Genomic DNA, 18,946 nt, shown 5'->3' on the forward strand with positions numbered 1-18,946 from the left:
CAAGATTTAATCAAAGGAAGAGTGAATGACAATTGCAGCTGGTTTATCTGATGATGGCGTCACCTGGGTAATCGAACTGGACGATAAATTTGATTTCGGCAAGGTGCAGGAATTCAGAGATGCGTACATGTCGTTACCTCAAACTGTTGAAACCGTAGAAGTCGATTTGGGCAAAACGGAATACATGGACAGCTCGGCTCTTGGCATGTTGCTCAACATGCAGAAAACACTGGCAGATAAATCGCTGAAATACAAAATTACCCATTGTCGTCCTCAGGTCGGGCGCATCTTAACTATCTCCCGGTTCGACAAGAAATTTGCCATTTCCTGATAAGCAGAAAGGCTCAAAGCCATGAAAATTCTGATTGTCGATGACGAGTCGCTGAACCGCTTTTTGCTTCTGCACATGCTGGAAGAAGAGGGGTACACCGATTGCCACGAAGCGAAAAATGGTGCAGAAGCACTGGAGATGGCCTCACGGCTTAAGCCTGATCTCATTTTGCTTGATGTGATCATGCCCCAGATGAACGGATACGAGGTCGCTCCCCACTTAAAGCAAATGTATGGTGACAGCTATTTGCCGGTGATTTTCATCACTTCACTGGATGATAAAGAGAGTCTGGCACGTTGTCTTGAAGTGGGTGGTGATGACTTTGTCGCCAAGCCTTTTGACAAAGTCATTCTGGCAGCAAAAATCCGTGCTCACGGGCGTATCAGGCAACTCAGCAATAAAATAGAATTGCAGAACCGTGCCTTACGGTATTTTCAGCAGAATGTTGACCGCGAACATACTATTGTTGAGCATATTTTTAATAATGCCATTGTAAACAAGTCTGACATTACCGCTTTCTTCGATTTCGATTTGTCACCGGCGGCGGTGTTTAACGGAGATGTGTTTCTGTGTGAAGCCAGTCCTGCCGGCGGCGTGTATTTCATGGTGGGTGACTTCACCGGTCATGGTCTTGCATCTGCTATCGGTGTGCTGCCTGTCAGCCGGTCTTTCCGTTCTATGGCCAGGCGTGGTCTCTCTGCCGGGGAAATGGCGGCAAAACTGAATACCACCTTATTATCTTTACTTCCGGCTGATATGTTTTGTGCCGCTGTCATTGTGGAAATCGATGCCAGCGGCAAGCGGTTTTCTGTCTGGAATGGTGGCATGCCTCAGTTATTGCTGAAGGAAGCTGGCACACGCCGGGTGCGCACCTTACCGCCAAGGCATATGGCTTTGGGTATCCTCGAGTCTGGTGAATTTGAAGATGACTGTGAGGTGTTCGAAGCGGCAGAGGGAGACCAGTTACTGGTCTACACCGACGGACTGATGGAAGTGATGAATGCCGCCGGAGAAATGGCTGACGAACAGGGCGTTATTAAGTGGTTTTCCGCACAGGCAAAGGTAACTTCACAATATTTGCACGACAGGGCAGTGAATTACCGTGGCGACCTGCAGCAGGCCGATGACATGACTATTGTGTTGTATACCTGTCAGTCACTGGCAACAGTAAAAAATGATTTTACCCTCAACGAGCTGCCCTACAGCATCAGTTTGTCTCTCAGCGGGGCAGAGCTTAAAAATCAGCATATCGTACCGTCGCTTATCGAAATGATTAATTCACAACCAGGTATGACGTTGCTGCGATCAGATCTATACACTGTACTTTCGGAGATGTTTAATAACGCACTCGAACATGGCATTCTGAAACTGGACTCTGCATTAAAGTCCTCACCGGACGGCTTTCTGGAATATTATCAGGCGCGGGAAATCAGACTTAAACAACTGCAGGAAGGCTCGGTCAGTTTTTTAATTCAGTTTCTGCCCAAAGATGCAGCACTGGATATCACAATCAGCGATTCCGGAGAGGGGTTTGATTATACTGCGCCGGCTAATACCGGTGAAGACAACAGTTTTGGCCGGGGACTGACACTACTCAACGAGCTTTGTGAGCAGGTGACTTACTCAGGTAACGGCAATACATTAAAGGTACGGTTGTCCGTTGACCGGTAATTTATCGCCGCCGCCTGATTGCTTATCTCACGGGGTGAAACATTCTGGTTGAAAACGCGTATAAACAGTTAAACGTTCAAACCGGAATATCACATGTTAAAAGCCGTACTTGATTTGTTCAGGGATAACCCGTCAGATAAACCGCAAGCCCATACAGTTGAGCTGGCCACCGCTGCGTTGCTGAGTGAAATCATTCGCGCAGACCGCGAAGCAGACCCGAGAGAACTTGAGGCATACCGCACCTTGCTGGAAAAGCAGTTTTCTCTGGATGCTGATGAGTTGAACGCATTAATGAACGAAGGTCAGACTTCGGCAGAAGAAGCGGTCGATATGGTGCAGTTCACACATGTTATTAATCAAAAGTGTAATATTGATGAAAAGCAGGCTATTCTAACGGGCTTATGGGAAGTAGCCTATGCCGATAAAAATATTGCTCCTGTTGAAGAGCATACCATCAGACGTATAGCCGACTTATTACATTTACCTCACAGCCAGTTTATTAAAACAAAGCTTTCCGTTACGGAACAGTCTGCCGGTTGAGCAGTTTGCAAAGCTGAGTCGTCCGACTGGTGTAAACAATCAGGCAGGTTAGTTTGTCCCGGTCCATGAAGTTGCCGTTGACGTTGCTGATATCTACAGCCGTAGCGGCGTCTGTAATCGTTGTCTACATCGTGTCGCTGAACGCGCAGCAAGCCCGTGTTACCTCCATGCAGCAGGAGCAGATGTCTGCCCTCGTGCAGAATGTTGCTGCCCGCCTGGAACCGGCGCAGGGTGACCGTGACATCGATGGCGAAGTGGCGCGAAAGGAACTTGCTCTGCAGTTGTCACACCGTCAGGTCACTGCGGCTTTCGTATTTGATTTAAGAAAAAACCTCATCACCTCTTCGGTTAAACAGAATAACCTCGCCAGTGACTCCTTTGCTGTTACATTGCCTGCTGGCATTCAGATGGCTGACGGACTTATGTATGCCGTTGCCAATATCGGTAAAGAGCCTTATCTGACTGGCAAAGTGGTGATAGTCAGCGACATGAACGGGCTGCTGGCGCAGTCGCAGAAGACATTATTTTTCTCTGTCATTCCCTGGCTTGCCGGCACCATCTTTCTCACCGTGATTGTCGCGCTGCTGGTAAGCCGCAGATTGCTCAGACCCCTGCAGGCCCTGATCGAATTTACCCGTGATATCGCCAGAGACAAAGACTACTCAAAGCGATTTTCTGATAAACACAATCACGAGGTCGCCAGGCTGGGCACCAGTATCAACAGTTTTCTCGATACAATCGAAGTCGAGCTGATTATCAATAAAGAACAGAACGATACGCTGGTGGAACAGCAACAAACAATGATGCGGCTGGCGAATTATGACAGCCTGACAGGACTCCCTAACCGGCAATTTGTGGTGGATAACCTCAGGCTTGAGCTGGCCCGGGTGAGACGCACCAAAGATGATTTGGCACTGGTTTTCTTTGATCTCGACGGATTTAAAGGGATCAATGACTCGCTGGGGCATGAAACCGGTGATCTGATCCTGATAGAAGTGGCAGACCGTGTGGTGAACTTGTTGCGGGAAGGCGATTTAATTGCACGGCTGGGCGGTGATGAATTTATCATTGTGCCTGACAGGGACGTGTCGGATGCAAGCCTGAAAAACCTGGCGGATAAACTGGTCAGCGCATTTACCGAACCCTTCATGCTGAGAGGTCTGGCGTTGACCGTCGGTGTCAGTGTGGGGATTGCCAGAGCCAGTGATGCGGAGTACGAGCTCAGTCAGTTAATGAGTAATGCTGACCTTGCCATGTACCGCTCTAAAGCCAAAGGTCGCGGAACTTACACGTTATTCACCATCGATATGGTTGAATCGTACAAGCGTAAAATGTCTATTGCAAACAGCATTGACGGTGCCATCCGGCAGGATGAATTTCTGGTTTACTATCAGCCCAAAATTAGTCAGCAGGGTGAAATTATCGGCCTTGAGGCGCTCATACGCTGGCAGCACCCTGAATTTGGTCTGGTGATGCCGTCAGAGTTTATTCCTATTGCAGAGCAGGGCGGTAAAATATCGGCCATCACCCAGTGGATGATTGAACGGGTATGTATGGAACTGCCCGATCTGCAAATGCTGATCTCCCGTAAATTTAAAGTAGCAATCAATCTGTCCGGCCACGATTTACGCCACACCGGATTGTTCGACGATATCTACGGGTTATTCGAACGTTATCAGGTGAATCCTGAGTATTTCGAATTTGAAGTCACCGAATCCGCCTATCTGGAAAACTTTGCTTTTGCTGATAAGTTCTTCAAGCGTCTCAGCAATCTCGGTTGTGCTATTTCTCTGGATGATTTTGGTACCGGCTATTCATCGTTAAGTTACCTCACGCAAATCACCATCGATACGCTTAAGGTTGATCGTCAGTTTATCCGTGAACTGGACACCTCTGAGCGCTCCCGTCTGGTAACCGGTACCATCATTGATTTGGCTAAACGACTGGCCTTAACCGTATGTGCCGAAGGTATAGAGCACCCCGGTCAATGGGCGTATCTGATTGAGCATGGCTGTGATCATGTTCAGGGGTACTTGTTCAGCAAACCTGTCCCTCTCTCCAAACTGCTGACTATTGACCAGAATTATCTGCATTTATTAAATGCTCCGGATGCGGCGCAGGGATAAAAATTTGCGTCGCCAGTGTAGATAATTTGCAACACCTCCAACTTCTTATACGTAGTGTTTAATCACAAGTTACTGATTTTGTTGGTTAATGGTATTTTGGCACTACTTGTGCAAACTCCTGCTTAACGTGAGCTTCTGTATAACCGGACGGGTCTCAGTCCTTTACATCCGCTCACAACCCGCGAGCACAGGAGGTTGTTATGAAGCGAATTGAGAAAGTATTTTTATTGTTATTCACCATTATTGCTGTTCAGGCTGTCGCTGTTGCAGAGGCCAATGCCGGTGAAGCATGGCTATCTGAACTGGATGAAGACCAGGACGGTTATATCTCCCTGAAAGAGGCTGTTGCTGATACCCGTTTGTTACGCCTTTTCAGTCGCATTGACGATAATGCAGACGGTCAGTTGAGCATTGACGAACTGAAAGCCAGCGAGGAAGTAGAACTGCTCAGCATGCGCGCATCTGCTAAATAATCTTTTTAACGATGGCACAGGGTATTTGGTGCCATCATCTATTGCGGCATTGAAAGGGGTATGCGATCCTGAAAGACCGGACTTCATTTAGTGATCGAATTTTGCGAGTTGGTTCCCTCAGACAACTTACGTTAGGTAGTTTTTTACTTGCGCTGGTTCCCCTTATAGCACTGCTTTGGCAAAGCCAGAGCGATCTTGCCAAAGTCAGCAGGATGACCACCAAAGAGACACGTTTCGTTGTGACGGTCGTGGGCTACCTGCAAAATCTGGATGGCGCTGCCATCGACCTGGAACGTACCCTTCGCCAGTACGCCATTATCCAGAACGCCACCGTCGCCGATTTAACTGACAATGCGATTGCACAGTTTGCCAGCGCGCAAAGCAAGCTCTGCGGTATCGTTCCGGCGAGTGAAAATTGCGGGCTGCTAAAAAAGCAAATTGAGCAATTACGAAATTTCCGCACTATTAACGATCAGCTTTTGCTGAATGCGTATCTCGCTTCATTAAGTAACGGTGTTACTGCCATCCGCAAAGACGTGGACAAGGCTATTCAAACCCGTCTGGCTGTGCAGCAGGAAGACATGACTGATATGCAGGCCAAGCAGGCATGGTCGACGGCGCTGCTGGTCAGTGTGTCATTGTTGCTGATTTTGCTCGGCAGCCAGTTGATAGTGAATCCGGTGCGCAAGCTCAAGCAAATCATTCAGATCCTCGCCCATCAGCGTGGTGAGTTGCCGCCTTTGTCTACGAAGGCGCCCTACGAATTAATTGGGGTAGAAAGAGATCTTCATTGGCTGGCGGAACGTTTACAGCAGCTTGAACATATCCGCACTGCGCTTTTGCGACATGCCGCCCACGAACTTAAAACGCCTCTGGCAAGCATTAAAGAAGGGTGTAGTTTGCTTTCTGAGAATGTTGTCGGTGAGTTAAATCCCCAGCAGGTTGAAGTACTTTCTTTGCTCAGTTCCAGTACCCAGCGCCTGAATACGCTGGTAGAAAAGCTGCTGGATTACAACCTGCTCCTGCAGCAGGCTGAACCCAAATTTACAGACATTAATCCTCAAGATCCGGTCAGAGATTGTATCGAAGACTACGCCCTGGCACTGCAGGACCGAGAAGTTACTGTGGATGTAACCGTAGAAACCATTAGTGTCGACGAGGAGTTGTATCGTCGTATACTTGATAATCTGGTATCGAATGCTGTGGCACACGGTGCAATAGGCAGACCTATTTCCGTCAGAATTTATCAACAGGAGGAGGTAGCAGTACTCGATGTAGCTAACCGGGGGAAAAAGATTCCGCCGGAAAAAGTGGGTAAACTTTTTGAACCGTTTACCCGGGGTGACGATCCAAGAAACGACAATGTCATTGGTACAGGTTTGGGCTTGTCCATTGTTTCAGACTGTGCCCGTTTGATGCACGGTGATGTGGCGGTTGTTGATGTAGATTATGCCGATGTCTGTTTTAGAGTAAGCATTCCGCAGAAGGAAAAACGTTAATGAAAATCAAATTATTGCTGCCACTGGCCGCCATGCTGGGTGGATGTGCAGCGATAGAAGGGAATGAGTCTGCACCAGTTATTCCGGTCGAGGAAAATACGGTCGCACCGCAACTGGTGGAGAGTGATTCCCTTTGTCTGGTAGAAAAAGACACAGAATCTTTTGAGCACCAGTGCGATTTGCTCTATTGGGTGAACCTGTGGGTTCAGGCCGACAATACCCGCTGGCCTGTACGCAGAGATGCTATCGCCGGGTTGTCCGATTCCACAGAGGATAAAATAAAAAAAATCATTTTATCACTGCCTGTAGACACCCCTTATCAGAGTCGCCTTCGTGCCCGGCACTGGCTGACCGAAGTGAAGGATAAGCTGACGCCGGATATGCAAACCGTGGTGGCCACTATTGTTAATGCCCCCAACGATGAAATGCTTGAGCTTGAATCGGCGATGGTGATCTTAAACCGCGTGAACACCGATAAAGAAAAGCAGTTGCAGATGCTCGAAAAAGAACTGGAATCACAAACTAAGAAGATGGAAGAGTTGCTTAAAGTTGAAGCAACGCTGATGGATAAAAACAGGAGTACGCAGCGATGAATGAATCCGGAGCGCGAAACGCCAGATTATTGCTCGTTGACGACGATAAAAGTTTACTTCGCCTGCTGACCATTCGCCTTGAAGGCGAAGGATATCAGGTCACGGCGGTGGAAGATGGTCAGGCGGCATTACGCAAAATTCGTAGTGATGACTACGACGTGGTGTTGTCAGATTTACGTATGCCGGGCCTTGATGGTCTGAGCTTATTTGAAGAAATCATGGGCGTCCGTAAGGATATTCCTGTGATATTGATGACTGCCCACGGTACGATTTCTGACGCCGTTGCGGCAACCCAGCGTGGTGTGTTTGGCTTTTTGCCTAAGCCGGTGGATCACGATGAATTACGCAAGTTATTGCAAAAAGCCCTGAGTCAGTCGTTATCTGTTCAGCCGGAAGAGTGGTGCAAAGATATCATCACCCGTGCTCCGGAAATGACCAGTGTGATGGACCAGGCTTTCCGTATTGCCCAGCGTGAAGTGAGTGTGCTTATCAGTGGTGCCAGCGGTACCGGTAAAGAACTGCTGGCGAATGCTATTCATCGTGCCAGTAACCGTCGTGACAAGCCGTTTATTGCCATTAACTGTGGTGCATTGCCGGAAAACCTGCTGGAGTCAGAATTATTTGGTCATGCAAAAGGCGCCTTTACCGGTGCGGTGCATGCAACCCCCGGTTTGTTCCGTGAGGCGGATGGCGGCACCTTGTTCCTTGATGAAATTGGCGACATGCCGATGACGTTACAGGTCAAATTGCTGCGTGCGTTGCAGGAGCGTCAAATCCGGCCTGTGGGCAGTGCCAAACACGTAGACATCGACGTACGTATTATTTCTGCAACACACAAAGATTTGCATAAAGAAATGGAAGAGGGCAGCTTCCGGGAAGATTTGTACTATCGTCTTAACGTGGTAAATCTGAAACTGCCTTCCCTTAAAGAGCGTAGCGAAGATATTCCGTTGCTCGCCCGTACCTTGCTCCAGCAAAGCGGTCAGCGTCACGGTGTGAATGTGACGCAATTTTCTGATGATGCCATGCAGCTACTGGTGAAATCAGAATGGCCCGGCAACGTTCGGCAACTGGTTAACGTGGTTGAGCAGTGTGTGGCGCTGACACAAACGCCGGTGATCCCGCTGCATCTGGTGCAACAGGCGCTGTCGGCTACCCGCCAGAGCTGGCCGACACTGACCGAAGCCCGTGATGCATTTGAACAAAAGTATCTGCACAAATTATTGAAAATGACCGACGGTAACGTGACCCGTGCCGCCGAGCTGGCTGGTCGCAACCGTACCGATATGCACAAGCTGATGAAAAAACATGAGCTTGATGCCGGCGATTTCCGCTAAAAGCCGGTAATTTCACCAACGTTATTTTCTGATAATGTCCCGCCGCACTCTGTTAAATGAGCAGAGTGCGGGTATTTACTTTCAACCCGGTTCTTAATTTTTCAAAACAGAGAAGTTTGCTCAGCAGGCGGTGGTGCGAAAGTCAGAGCAGGCAATGCTGCATCAGGATAGCAGTCGTTATAACTGTCGATAAATTCTGCTGCCAGCCAGGGCGCATCGCCATTTTGTGGTTTATGAAAGAACATGTATGGTGTGCGGCCTTCAAGCCGCCATTCATGGCATTTTCCTATCCAGGGCTGTAAGCAGCGGGTATTGGCGGCATCGTCATTACCACCCACAAAGCGCACAACCGGTGCCGTCGATGTCGCAATCACATTCACCGGCAGTCTGGGCTTTTTCATCCGCACTTCTGTGGTCAGTTCGCTGTCAGACGGACCGGCGAATAATCCCCGCGTATCCATAATGACCCGGTTTACCTTCTGTTCCATGAGCATGCGGTTAAATTGTTGTTCCGCGCCGCCTTTATCAAAAAATGCCGGATGGCGTACTTCAACGCCAAGGGGAATATCTGCCGGAAATTGCTGCAACATGGCGGAAATGGCCTGCAAACTGTCAGGGCCGGTGCTGGCGGGCAGTTGCAACATCAGCATGCCCAGCCGCTCTTTCAACGGGGCCAGCAGCGACAACTGCTTTTCAATATCAGGGTGGTTCGGGTCCGGTGCACCGCTGTGAGTGATGGTCTGGTGGACTTTAAACGTAAAGCGGAAGGCCTGCGGGGTCTGCTCAATCCACCGTGCCACAGTGTCCGCTGAGGGCAGGGCATAGAAGGTGGTGTTGCCTTCCACTGAATTCATCTGCTTTGCATAATATCCGAGGGCGTTTTTTCGTGCTCCTGCATCGTTAAACCAGTCCCCCGGCCAGCGGCTGTGTTGCCACTGAGGCACACCAATGTAGACAGGTGGCAGAGAATTGTTCAGTTGGCTGTGGAAATCGCTTTTAGTCATTGGGCTTTACGATGCATTTGTTTATACTATGCGACCTTATTTTTATCTAAAGTCTGAGGCTTAACCGGATAGTTGCCTGACTGAGACAAGTCACCGTCCGGCTGCATTGAAGCACTGACCGCAACGCCTTGCAAGTCAGCATCGCCAGGCAGACAACACATTACCAGAGGTTCAGGGACCATGCGCACAGATTACTGTGGGAATATTGATTCATCTTACGCCGGCCAGGAAGTCACACTTTGTGGTTGGGTTAACAAGCGTCGTGACTTAGGCGGCGTTATTTTCATCGATCTTCGTGACCGCGAAGGCATCGTGCAGGTGGTATTCGATCCTGATTTACCGGAAGTACTGGACGTAGCCAATAAACTGCGTAATGAATTCTGCGTGAAGCTGACCGGTAAAGTGCGTGCCCGCCCTGAAGGTCAGATCAACAAACAAATGCGTACCGGTGAAATTGAAATTCTGGGCACGGGCCTGGAAATCATCAATAAGTCTGCGGTACTGCCGCTGGACTGGAACCAGGAAAACTCAGAAGAACAACGTCTGCGCTATCGTTACCTCGACTTGCGTCGTCCTGTAATGAGCGACCGCCTGAAGTTTCGTGCCCGTGTTACCGGTGCGGTACGTCGTTACCTGGAAGAAGAAGGTTTCCTGGATATCGAAACCCCGATTCTGACGAAAGCTACGCCGGAAGGTGCCCGTGACTATCTGGTACCCAGCCGGACTCACAAAGGCGAATTCTTTGCGCTGCCGCAGTCTCCACAGCTGTTTAAACAGTTGTTGATGATGTCGGGCATGGATCGTTATTATCAAATCGTAAAATGCTTCCGTGACGAAGACTTACGTGCTGACCGCCAGCCAGAATTCACCCAAATCGATTTGGAAACCACCTTCCTTGATGCTGATGGCGTAATGTCTATCACCGAAGGCATGATCCGTGACCTGTTCCTGAAAATGCTTAACGTGGACCTGGGTGAATTCCCCCGTATGACTTACGCAGAAGCGATGCAGCGTTTCGGTAGTGATAAGCCTGACTTACGTAACCCGTTGGAACTGGTAGATGTGGCTGATTTGCTGGCTAACGTAGAGTTTAAAGTATTCTCCGGTCCGGCCAACGATCCGAAAGGCCGTGTGGCGGTTATCCGTGTGCCCGGCGGTGCCAGTCTTTCCCGCAAACAGATTGACGAATACACCAAATTCGTCGGTATCTATGGCGCCAAAGGTCTGGCATGGATGAAGGTGAATGAAGACAAGCCTGGTCAGGAAGGTCTGCAATCACCCATCCTGAAATTCCTGTCTGAGGACATTACTGATGCGCTGTTACAGCGTACCGGCGCACAGGCTGGCGACATTCTGTTATTCGGTGCGGACAGCAAAAACGTAGTAACTGAAGCTATGGGTGCACTGCGTCTGAAGCTGGGTGAAGATTTCGAATTGCTGGAAGGTGACTGGAAACCACTGTGGGTTGTTGACTTCCCTATGTTTGAAGAAGCGGACGGTGCGCTGTTTGCGTGTCACCATCCATTCACGGCACCCCGCGGCCTGACCGCTGAAGAGCTCAAAGCGAACCCGGCTGAAGCGATTTCTGATGCCTACGACATGGTACTGAACGGTGTGGAACTGGGCGGTGGTTCTGTGCGTATTCACAATCAGGACATGCAGTCTGCAGTATTCAGCATTCTGGGTATCGACGAAGAAGAAGCGCAGAACAAGTTTGGCTTCCTGTTAGAAGCGCTGCAGTTTGGCGCGCCGCCCCATGCTGGTCTTGCTTTCGGTCTGGATCGTCTGGTGATGCTGATGACCGGTGCAACGTCAATTCGCGACGTAATGGCATTCCCGAAAACCACCACGGCTGCATGCCCGCTGACAGATGCACCGAGCCCGGCGAATCCGGCGGCGCTGGCGGAACTGGCCATTGCGACTGTTAAGAAAGATGCTGAATAATTCCGGATGGCGTTAAAGCGACCGGAATCTGTGCTGGTGGTGCTCTATGACGAGCACCACCGCATATTGTTACTACAACGCAACGATGACCCCTCATTCTGGCAATCTGTGACAGGGACTGTTGAAGCCGGTGAGCTTCCTGCAGAAACTGCTGTCAGAGAAGTCGCCGAAGAAACAGGCATCGTGCTGACTCCCTTGCAGCTTAATGACTGCTCTCATATTAACCGCTACGAAATCCGCCGGCGCTGGCTGCACCGTTACCCGCAGGGTACCCGTTTTAATACTGAGCATGTCTTCAATGCCTGTGTCTCTTCGGCCAGTGAGCTTGTGCTAACTGAGCATCTGGCGTTTGAATGGCTGGACAAACCTGATGCCCTGGCTAAATTATGGTCGCCTTCAAACCGTGATGCAGTAGAAGCATTTGTGCCGGAGTGCCGAAGATGATTATACTGGGTATAGATCCAGGTTCCCGTGTAACAGGGTATGGTGTGATTGCCAGAAAACAGGGCAAAATTGTTTATTTGGGCAGTGGATGCATTCGTGTCAAAAGCGATGTTATGGCTGACCGGCTGGCACAAATTTTTGCCGGTGTGGGTGAAGTAATACGTGAATTCACGCCGCAGCAATTTGCCATAGAGCAGGTTTTTATGGCGAAAAACCCGGATTCTGCATTGAAGCTCGGGCAGGCAAGAGGGGCTGCCATTGTGGCGGCTACGCAGTCTGAATTGCCGGTGGCTGAATATTCGGCCAGACAAATCAAACAAGCTGTTGTGGGAAAGGGGAGTGCGGAGAAAACCCAGGTACAGCATATGGTTAAACACTTGCTTAATTTGCCGGGAACGCCTCAGGCCGATGCTGCCGATGCCTTGGCTGTCGCACTGTGCCATGCACACACGGAACAAAGTCTGATTAACATGGCGGGACAGGCCAGTAAAACCGTCCGTCGCCGCCTGCGCTGAATCTGTGCTGACAGGCTCTTAGGGAGCCACGTGCCGGCGAAAAACAGGCGGCACTATAGTCCGGCAACTAAATTGGTTATCAAATAAATGATTGGAAGAATTGAAGGGCGATTATTAGAAAAGCAGCCCCCTGAAGTGCTGATAGATGTGAATGGTATTGGTTATGAAATTCAAATGCCGATGACCAGTTTTTATCAGTTGCCTGCTGTCGGCGAAAACGTAGCTGTTTATACCCACTTTGTTGTGCGTGAAGACGCCCAGCTTTTATTTGGCTTTGCCGATAAAATGGAGCGGGGTTTGTTCCGCGAACTCATCAAAGCTAATGGCGTGGGGCCAAAATTAGGTCTGACTATCCTGTCAGGCATGTCAGCCGGACAATTTCTTATCAGCGTGCAGAATGAAGATGTGAGCGCTCTGGTCAGTTTGCCCGGGATTGGTAAGAAAACCGCAGAGCGTCTGGTAGTTGAACTGAGAGACCGGCTGGCCAAATTCGGTAAACAGCAGGCGGTGGACATTCCGTTTGATATGGAAAATAAAGCGGCTGATACGATTGTTCCTGTGAACGATGCGAAAGAAGAAGCGCAGAGCGCGCTGGTGTCATTGGGTTACAAGCCGGTTCAGGCAAATAAACTGGTTACTTCGGTTTATCAGGATGGCATGAACAGTGAAAACCTTATCCGCGAAGCTTTGAAAGCTGCGATTTAACGGGAATAAGTGATGATTGAAGCAGACAGACTCATAGCGCCGGCTGCCACCACCGAAGATGAAGTTATCGACCGTGCCATAAGGCCGAAAATGCTGGCTGACTACACGGGTCAGCCCCATGTGTGTGAACAGATGGAAATTTTTATTCAGGCGGCGCGCAATCGTGATGATGCCCTTGACCACCTGCTCATTTTTGGTCCTCCGGGATTAGGAAAAACCACGCTGGCAAATATTGTTGCTAATGAAATGGGCGTGAATATTAAAACCACATCCGGTCCGGTGCTGGAAAAGGCCGGCGATCTGGCAGCACTGCTTACCAATCTTGAAAAAAACGACGTGTTGTTCATTGATGAAATTCATCGACTGAGTCCTGTGGTGGAAGAAATCCTGTATCCGGCTATGGAAGACTATCAGCTTGATATCATGATAGGTGAAGGCCCGGCTGCCCGCTCTATTAAACTGGATTTACCACCGTTCACGCTGGTGGGGGCGACCACACGTGCCGGCTCTCTGACTTCGCCTCTGCGTGACCGTTTCGGTATTGTGCAACGTCTTGAGTTTTACAATATCAAAGATCTCACCACCATTATTCAGCGCAGCGCCAGTTATCTGAATCTGGATATGGATGCCGCCGGTGCTGAGGAAGTGGCGCGGCGCTCCCGTGGTACGCCGCGGATCGCAAACCGTTTGCTTCGCCGTGTCAGAGACTATGCAGAAATTAAAGCCGACGGAAAAGTACATGCAGACATTGCAGCGAAAGCGCTGGATATGCTGGATGTGGATAAAGAAGGCTTTGATTACATGGACAGAAAACTGCTGACGGCCATTATCGATAAATTCGACGGAGGTCCGGTGGGGCTTGATAATCTGGCAGCCGCAATCGGGGAAGAAAAGGAAACTATCGAAGACGTTATCGAGCCGTTTCTTATTCAGCAGGGGTTCCTTCAGCGCACCCCGAGAGGCCGTATTGTGTCTCAGCGGGCTTACCTGCATTTCGGATTTGAACCAAAAAGCTAAAATATCCTTTCTTGCCGGTCAGTGATTCATTGGCCGGCCATTTCTTCTTTCTGCTGCTATTTATGATATTTTCTTTCGGGCATAAAAAAAGCCCGCTCAAATTGAACGGGCTAAAACAACAAGTGTTGAAGGAAATAAATCCAGGGAACTCATGTCAATCAGGAGAAAACTCGTGTGAAACCGTTCCAGAACCGCTTCACTCTGTTCGACAGATGGGCGCATTATAGAGTAGTTTCTGAACCTGACAATTGAGGAAAATTATTTTTTTCTATTAGAAAAACTAATGTGTTAAGTTGCTGTAAATGGCTTGCCGTGGAATTTGTTTTTACCGCAGAAATAAAGCGTTTTAACGGCATAAATGGACCATTTGGTGAGTTCACCGGTAAGTTTTTCTTTATGACGTTTTCATTACATTTTTAAAAGTGGAGTATTGCATGTCTGCAAAACATACCATGCCGGTGCGGGTTTATTACGAAGACACAGATGCCGGCGGTATTGTGTATTATGCGAATTATCTGAAGTTCATGGAGCGGGCCAGAACCGAGTGGTTGAGATCGCTGGGCTACGAACAGGACAAGTTGATGGAACAATCCATAGCCTTTGTCGTCAAACGGGTTGAAATGCATAACCATGCGCCGGCCAGATTTAATCAATTGTTGAGTATTGAATCGCAAATTGTAGAATTGAAGGGCGCAAGTTTGACTTTCAGACAAGAAATAAAAGATCCGCAAGACAGCTGTTTAGTGTCGGCGGACATAAAAATTGCATGTGTAGACCCTGTGGCAATGAAGCCACGGAAATTACCAGCCACTTTATCAGGGGATTTAGCTAGTGGAATCTGATTTAACCTTTATCGGTCTGTTCCTTCAGGCCAGTTTTGTTGTTCAGCTTATTATGTTGTTGCTGCTCAGTGTGTCAGTGGCTTCATGGACGTTCATTTTTCAGCGTACCAAAGCATTGAATGCAGCAGATAAAGAAATGCGCCAGTTTGAAGACAAATTCTGGTCAGGCGCAGATCTCAACCGTCTTTATCAGGAATTATCCGCTCGTTCTGATGTAACAGGGATGGCCAATATTTTCTGCGCCGGTTTTAAAGAATTTGTGCGTCTGCGCAAAGGTAACAATGCAGTGAACGGCATTGTTGACGGTACCTACCGTGCAATGCGTGTATCTATGTCCCGTCAGGTGGAAGAGCTGGAAAGCCGTTTACCCTTTCTGGCTACTGCCGGCTCTATCAGTCCTTACATCGGGCTGTTCGGTACGGTATGGGGCATCATGAATGCATTTATTGCACTGGGTGAAGTGCAGCAGGCCACACTGGCCATGGTGGCGCCGGGTATTGCAGAAGCCCTTATTGCAACCGCTATCGGTCTTTTTGCTGCTATTCCGGCAGTTATCGCTTACAACCGCTTCAGCCATAAAGTTGAGAAACTGGAGAACAGCTACGGCAATTTCATGGAAGAGTTTTCTGCCATATTGCACCGTCAGGCGATGACGGCACAGCCACAGTAACGATGTCCGGAGACTGATTATGTACATTCGTAAACGGCGTCGTCCGGTATCCGAAATTAACGTGGTGCCTTATATCGACGTGATGCTGGTACTGCTGATCATTTTTATGGTTACCGCGCCGCTTATTTCCCAGGGTGTGAAAGTGGAATTGCCGAAAGCCAGCGCCCAGCCGATTGAGCAGGAAGATACGCCGCCGCTCATCGCTTCAGTGGACGTACAGGGTAACTATTACCTGAACGTTGGCAACGACCAGGAAACCCCGCTGGGTACGCAGGAACTTACTGCATTGGTGGCCGAAAAATTAAAGTCTGAACCGCAAACGCCGGTGGTGGTGAAAGGGGACGGACAGGTTGCATATAACGAAGTGATTCAGTTGATGGTCTTGCTGCAAAAAGCAGGGGTGCCGTCAGTGGGATTGATGACAGACCCGGTGGACGAATCATAAAAAAGTATGCGTAAATTAAATTCTAATCAGCAGGCATTAGCTAAAGCCATTGGCGTTCACATGGCGATTGCTGTAGTGTTGCTAATTAGCGTCAGTTTTTCGCCCGATCCTTTCGAGCCTGTAAGCAACAGTGATGCGCCTGTCATTCAGGCAACATTCATCGATGCGCAGGCCATTGCCGATAAGAAGCGTGCTGAACAGGCTGCAGCTGAGAAGGCTCAGGCGGAAGCAGACGCCCGTCAGCGCAAAGCCAGAGAAGCAGCCGCTCAGGAGCGCAAGCGGAAAGAAGAGCAGGCGGCCAGACAGGCAGCTGAAAAGAAAGCGGCAGATAAGAAGCGCCGCGAAGAAGCTGAGCGTCAAAAGCAGCAGGAACTTAAGCGTATTGCTGCGCAAAAGGAGAAAGAACGTAAGCAGCGCGAGGCACAGGAAAAAGCCGACGCGGAAAGAAAAGCAAAAGAAGCCCGTGAAAAAGCAGAACAGGAAAGAATTTTGCAGGAGAAAGCCGAAGCTGAACGCGCAGCTCAGGCTCAGCGTCGCCGGAAACAGGTGATGTCTGAAGTTGATCGCTACCGGGCGTTGATAACCTCTAAGGTGCAAAGCTTCCTGTATGCAGATGACAGCTTTAAGGGTAAAGAATGTCGTCTGAATATTCGCCTTGCAACGTCAGGTTACGTGACTCAGGTTAAACGCCTGGGTGGTGATGATGCGTTATGCCGTGCAGCAGAAGCAGCCGTGCGCCGGCCGGATAAGTTGCCTATGTCGGATGATCCGGCCGTGTACGAACAAATAAGAGATATAAACATAACGGTGAGACTGTAGTGACGATGAAAAAAATCAGGATGTTATTAGGTCTTGTCATACTAAGCGCTAGTGGTATGGCAAAGGCAGCATTGGAAATAGTGATCACTGAAGGGGTAGACAGTGCGCGCCCGATAGGTGTTGTCCCGTTTAAATGGGAAGGGGCCGGCCAGATGCCGGAGAACATCTCCGAAGTGGTGATGGCAGATTTAATGCGCAGTGGCAAGTTTAACCCGATTGCCGTTGCTAAAATGCCACAACAGCCGGCAACCGATAAGCAGGTTAATTACAGTGCCTGGGCGGCTACCGGTGTGGACACCATTGTTGTGGGCAGCGTGGCGCCGGAAGGGGCTGACAGATACAGAGTATCGTTTGAGCTGATTGATGTGTTGCGTGGTCAGGTTACCGGCGGCAAAAGTCAGGGTATGAGCAATGGCAAACTGGTTGACAGTGCCGATCATGTGATTGATGCCCGCCAGTCGGTAATCGGCTCTGCGGATTTTCGTCAGTACGCTCACCGCATCAGTGATGTGGTTTACGAAAAATTGACAGGTGAACGCGGTGCGTTCCTCACCCGTTTAGCGTATGTTGTGGTGCGTGACAGAAATAAAGAAAAGCTGCCGTACCAGCTGGTTATTTCAGATTATGATGGTGAAAATGAGACGAGATTATTGTCTTCACCTGAGCCGTTAATGTCACCATCATGGTCGCCTGACGGTGAGAAACTGGCTTATGTCAGTTTTGAGAATAAACGTCCGCAGATTTTTATCCAGGATATTTACACCATGGCGCGCACAAAGATGACGGATTTCCCCGGCATCAACAGCAGCCCGGTTTTCTCGCCGGATGGTAAAAGTCTGGCAATGGTGTTGTCAAAAGATGGCAATCCGGAAATCTATGTGATGGATATTGCGACGAAAAATTTACAGCGCATTACGCGAAATCGTGCCATCGATACGGAGCCGGCCTGGACACCGGATGGCAAGAGCTTAACATTTAGCTCGGAACGGGGTGGTAAACCTCAGATTTATAGCGTAAATTTATCTTCTCGTAAGGTTAGACGCCTTACATTTGAAGGCGAACAGAATCTTGGCGGTACCATTACACCTGACGGTAAACAAATGGTATTGGTAAATCGCACACGGGGTGATTACCGTATCGCTAAACTTGGATTGGAAAATGGCGGAATACAAGTACTGACGAAAACCTTTCTGGACGAGTCTCCGAGTATTGCGCCGAATGGAAGCATGATTATTTACAGTACCCTTCACAATGGCACACAGGTTTTATCTCTGGTGTCTTTAGACGGGCGCTTTAAGGCCAGGTTACCAGCCACAAATGGACAAGTGAAGTCGCCGAGTTGGTCACCATTTTTGTTTTAAAACAGATATACACAAATAAATATAAGGATTAAGAGGATGCAAATGAATAAAGTGATGAAAAGCTTCATTATTGCCTTGCCAGTGGTGACTATGATGGCTTGTTCTTCCGGCCCGTCTGAAGAAGAACTGGCCGCTGAACGTAACCGTGTTGCCCAGGAGCAGGCAGAAGCGGAACGTCAGGCTCGTGAAGCTGAACAGGCGCGTGTACAGGCAGAAGCTGCTACCCGCATGCAACGTCAGCAGGAAATGGTTGAAGAGCAGAAAGCGGCGCTGAAAAAAGAGCAAACCGTTTACTTTGATTTCGACCGTGCAACGATTAAAGCAGAATTCCAGGCTTTACTGGATAAACACGCTGAGTTCCTGGTAAACAACCCGGATCAAAACGTGGTTATCGAAGGCCACACTGACCAGCGCGGTACACCAGAGTACAACATTGCTCTGGGTGAACGTCGTGCACAAGCTGTTGAAACTTACCTGATGAACGCAGGTGTAAGCAGCAGCCAAATCTCTACTGTTTCTTACGGTGAAGAGAAGCCAGCAGTTATGGGGTCAACTGAATACGCGATGGCACAAAACCGTCGTGGTATCGTAGTTTACCAATAAGGGTTAA

The 18,946-nt window shown here is 49.2% G+C and carries 21 protein-coding genes; 19 read left to right on the plus strand and 2 right to left on the minus strand.

Annotated features, from left to right (window positions below; translation table 11 throughout):
* Nucleotides 1–25 precede the first annotated feature (25 nt).
* The 8 genes from J3369_RS07435 to J3369_RS07470 all read left to right on the plus strand — a co-directional run bounded on the left by J3369_RS07435 (nt 26) and on the right by J3369_RS07470 (nt 8,570).
* A complete protein-coding gene (locus tag J3369_RS07435; RefSeq protein ID WP_119500802.1) occupies nt 26–331 on the plus strand; it encodes an STAS domain-containing protein in 306 nt (101 codons plus the stop codon).
* 21 nt (nt 332–352) lie between these two features.
* Nucleotides 353–2,002: an ATP-binding SpoIIE family protein phosphatase gene (locus J3369_RS07440; RefSeq protein ID WP_303574987.1), complete on the plus strand. Its 1,650-nt coding sequence runs from the start codon at nt 353–355 to the stop codon at nt 2,000–2,002.
* A gap of 93 nt (nt 2,003–2,095) precedes the next feature.
* Nucleotides 2,096–2,542 carry a tellurite resistance TerB family protein gene (locus J3369_RS07445; protein WP_303574986.1) on the plus strand — a complete coding sequence of 149 codons (447 nt, stop codon included), beginning with the start codon at nt 2,096–2,098 and terminating at the stop codon, nt 2,540–2,542.
* Nucleotides 2,543–2,607: 65 nt separating this feature from the next.
* Nucleotides 2,608–4,668, plus strand: coding sequence for a putative bifunctional diguanylate cyclase/phosphodiesterase (locus tag J3369_RS07450; protein ID WP_349585469.1), 2,061 nt, complete (start codon nt 2,608–2,610; stop codon nt 4,666–4,668).
* 200 nt (nt 4,669–4,868) lie between these two features.
* Nucleotides 4,869–5,141, plus strand: a complete 273-nt coding sequence (locus tag J3369_RS07455; RefSeq protein WP_119500806.1) for a calcium-binding protein — start codon at nt 4,869–4,871, stop codon at nt 5,139–5,141.
* A gap of 98 nt (nt 5,142–5,239) precedes the next feature.
* Nucleotides 5,240–6,640, plus strand: coding sequence for a sensor histidine kinase (locus J3369_RS07460; RefSeq protein WP_349586212.1), 1,401 nt, complete (start codon nt 5,240–5,242; stop codon nt 6,638–6,640).
* Entirely contained in the window at nt 6,640–7,233 is a 594-nt protein-coding gene (locus J3369_RS07465) for a hypothetical protein (protein WP_119500808.1), read from the plus strand. Before J3369_RS07460 ends, J3369_RS07465 begins: the two co-directional genes overlap by 1 nt.
* Complete coding sequence (locus tag J3369_RS07470; protein ID WP_349585472.1) at nt 7,230–8,570, plus strand: sigma 54-interacting transcriptional regulator; 1,341 nt, start codon at nt 7,230–7,232, stop codon at nt 8,568–8,570. The genes J3369_RS07465 and J3369_RS07470 overlap by 4 nt, the downstream gene beginning before the upstream one ends.
* A 101-nt stretch (nt 8,571–8,671) precedes the next feature.
* Here J3369_RS07470 and J3369_RS07475 read toward each other — a convergent pair whose 3' ends face one another.
* Both J3369_RS07475 and J3369_RS07480 read right to left on the minus strand, forming a co-directional pair.
* Nucleotides 8,672–9,574 carry a DUF72 domain-containing protein gene (locus tag J3369_RS07475; protein ID WP_349585474.1) on the minus strand — a complete coding sequence of 301 codons (903 nt, stop codon included), beginning with the start codon at nt 9,572–9,574 and terminating at the stop codon, nt 8,672–8,674.
* A 26-nt stretch (nt 9,575–9,600) separates the two neighbouring features.
* Complete coding sequence (locus J3369_RS07480; protein ID WP_349585476.1) at nt 9,601–9,756, minus strand: hypothetical protein; 156 nt, start codon at nt 9,754–9,756, stop codon at nt 9,601–9,603.
* Between J3369_RS07480 and aspS the strand changes: the two genes are divergently transcribed.
* From aspS to pal, 11 genes are all read left to right on the plus strand, one after another.
* Nucleotides 9,755–11,518: an aspartate--tRNA ligase gene (gene aspS / locus J3369_RS07485; protein ID WP_349585478.1), complete on the plus strand. Its 1,764-nt coding sequence runs from the start codon at nt 9,755–9,757 to the stop codon at nt 11,516–11,518. The two genes, J3369_RS07480 and aspS, sit on opposite strands and share 2 nt — an antisense overlap.
* Nucleotides 11,519–11,524: 6 nt before the next feature.
* Complete coding sequence (nudB, locus tag J3369_RS07490; RefSeq protein WP_349585480.1) at nt 11,525–11,962, plus strand: dihydroneopterin triphosphate diphosphatase; 438 nt, start codon at nt 11,525–11,527, stop codon at nt 11,960–11,962.
* The gene (gene ruvC, locus J3369_RS07495) at nt 11,959–12,477 is read left to right on the plus strand and encodes a crossover junction endodeoxyribonuclease RuvC (protein WP_119500813.1); all 519 of its coding nucleotides are present in this window, start codon (nt 11,959–11,961) and stop codon (nt 12,475–12,477) included. The genes nudB and ruvC overlap by 4 nt, the downstream gene beginning before the upstream one ends.
* 87 nt (nt 12,478–12,564) lie before the next feature.
* A complete protein-coding gene (gene ruvA / locus J3369_RS07500) occupies nt 12,565–13,182 on the plus strand; it encodes a Holliday junction branch migration protein RuvA (RefSeq protein WP_349585482.1) in 618 nt (205 codons plus the stop codon).
* Nucleotides 13,183–13,194: 12 nt separating this feature from the next.
* Nucleotides 13,195–14,199, plus strand: coding sequence for a Holliday junction branch migration DNA helicase RuvB (gene ruvB, locus J3369_RS07505; RefSeq protein ID WP_119500815.1), 1,005 nt, complete (start codon nt 13,195–13,197; stop codon nt 14,197–14,199).
* Nucleotides 14,200–14,633: 434 nt separating this feature from the next.
* Nucleotides 14,634–15,041, plus strand: coding sequence for a tol-pal system-associated acyl-CoA thioesterase (ybgC, locus tag J3369_RS07510; RefSeq protein ID WP_349585485.1), 408 nt, complete (start codon nt 14,634–14,636; stop codon nt 15,039–15,041).
* Nucleotides 15,031–15,711, plus strand: coding sequence for a protein TolQ (gene tolQ, locus J3369_RS07515; protein WP_349585487.1), 681 nt, complete (start codon nt 15,031–15,033; stop codon nt 15,709–15,711). Before ybgC ends, tolQ begins: the two co-directional genes overlap by 11 nt.
* Nucleotides 15,712–15,730: 19 nt before the next feature.
* Complete coding sequence (gene tolR, locus J3369_RS07520) at nt 15,731–16,156, plus strand: protein TolR (RefSeq protein WP_119500818.1); 426 nt, start codon at nt 15,731–15,733, stop codon at nt 16,154–16,156.
* Between the two features lie 6 nt (nt 16,157–16,162).
* On the plus strand, nt 16,163–16,975 hold the full coding sequence (gene tolA / locus J3369_RS07525; RefSeq protein ID WP_349585489.1) for a cell envelope integrity protein TolA: 813 nt from the start codon (nt 16,163–16,165) through the stop codon (nt 16,973–16,975).
* A 5-nt stretch (nt 16,976–16,980) separates the two neighbouring features.
* The gene (gene tolB / locus J3369_RS07530; RefSeq protein WP_119503354.1) at nt 16,981–18,336 is read left to right on the plus strand and encodes a Tol-Pal system beta propeller repeat protein TolB; all 1,356 of its coding nucleotides are present in this window, start codon (nt 16,981–16,983) and stop codon (nt 18,334–18,336) included.
* 36 nt (nt 18,337–18,372) lie between these two features.
* Complete coding sequence (gene pal / locus J3369_RS07535; RefSeq protein WP_303574978.1) at nt 18,373–18,939, plus strand: peptidoglycan-associated lipoprotein Pal; 567 nt, start codon at nt 18,373–18,375, stop codon at nt 18,937–18,939.
* The last annotated feature ends 7 nt before the right edge of the window (nt 18,940–18,946 follow it).

It is taken from the genome of Alteromonas sp. NFXS44 (assembly GCF_040148705.1).
In the GTDB taxonomy this organism is placed as follows: Bacteria; Pseudomonadota; Gammaproteobacteria; order Enterobacterales; family Alteromonadaceae; genus Alteromonas.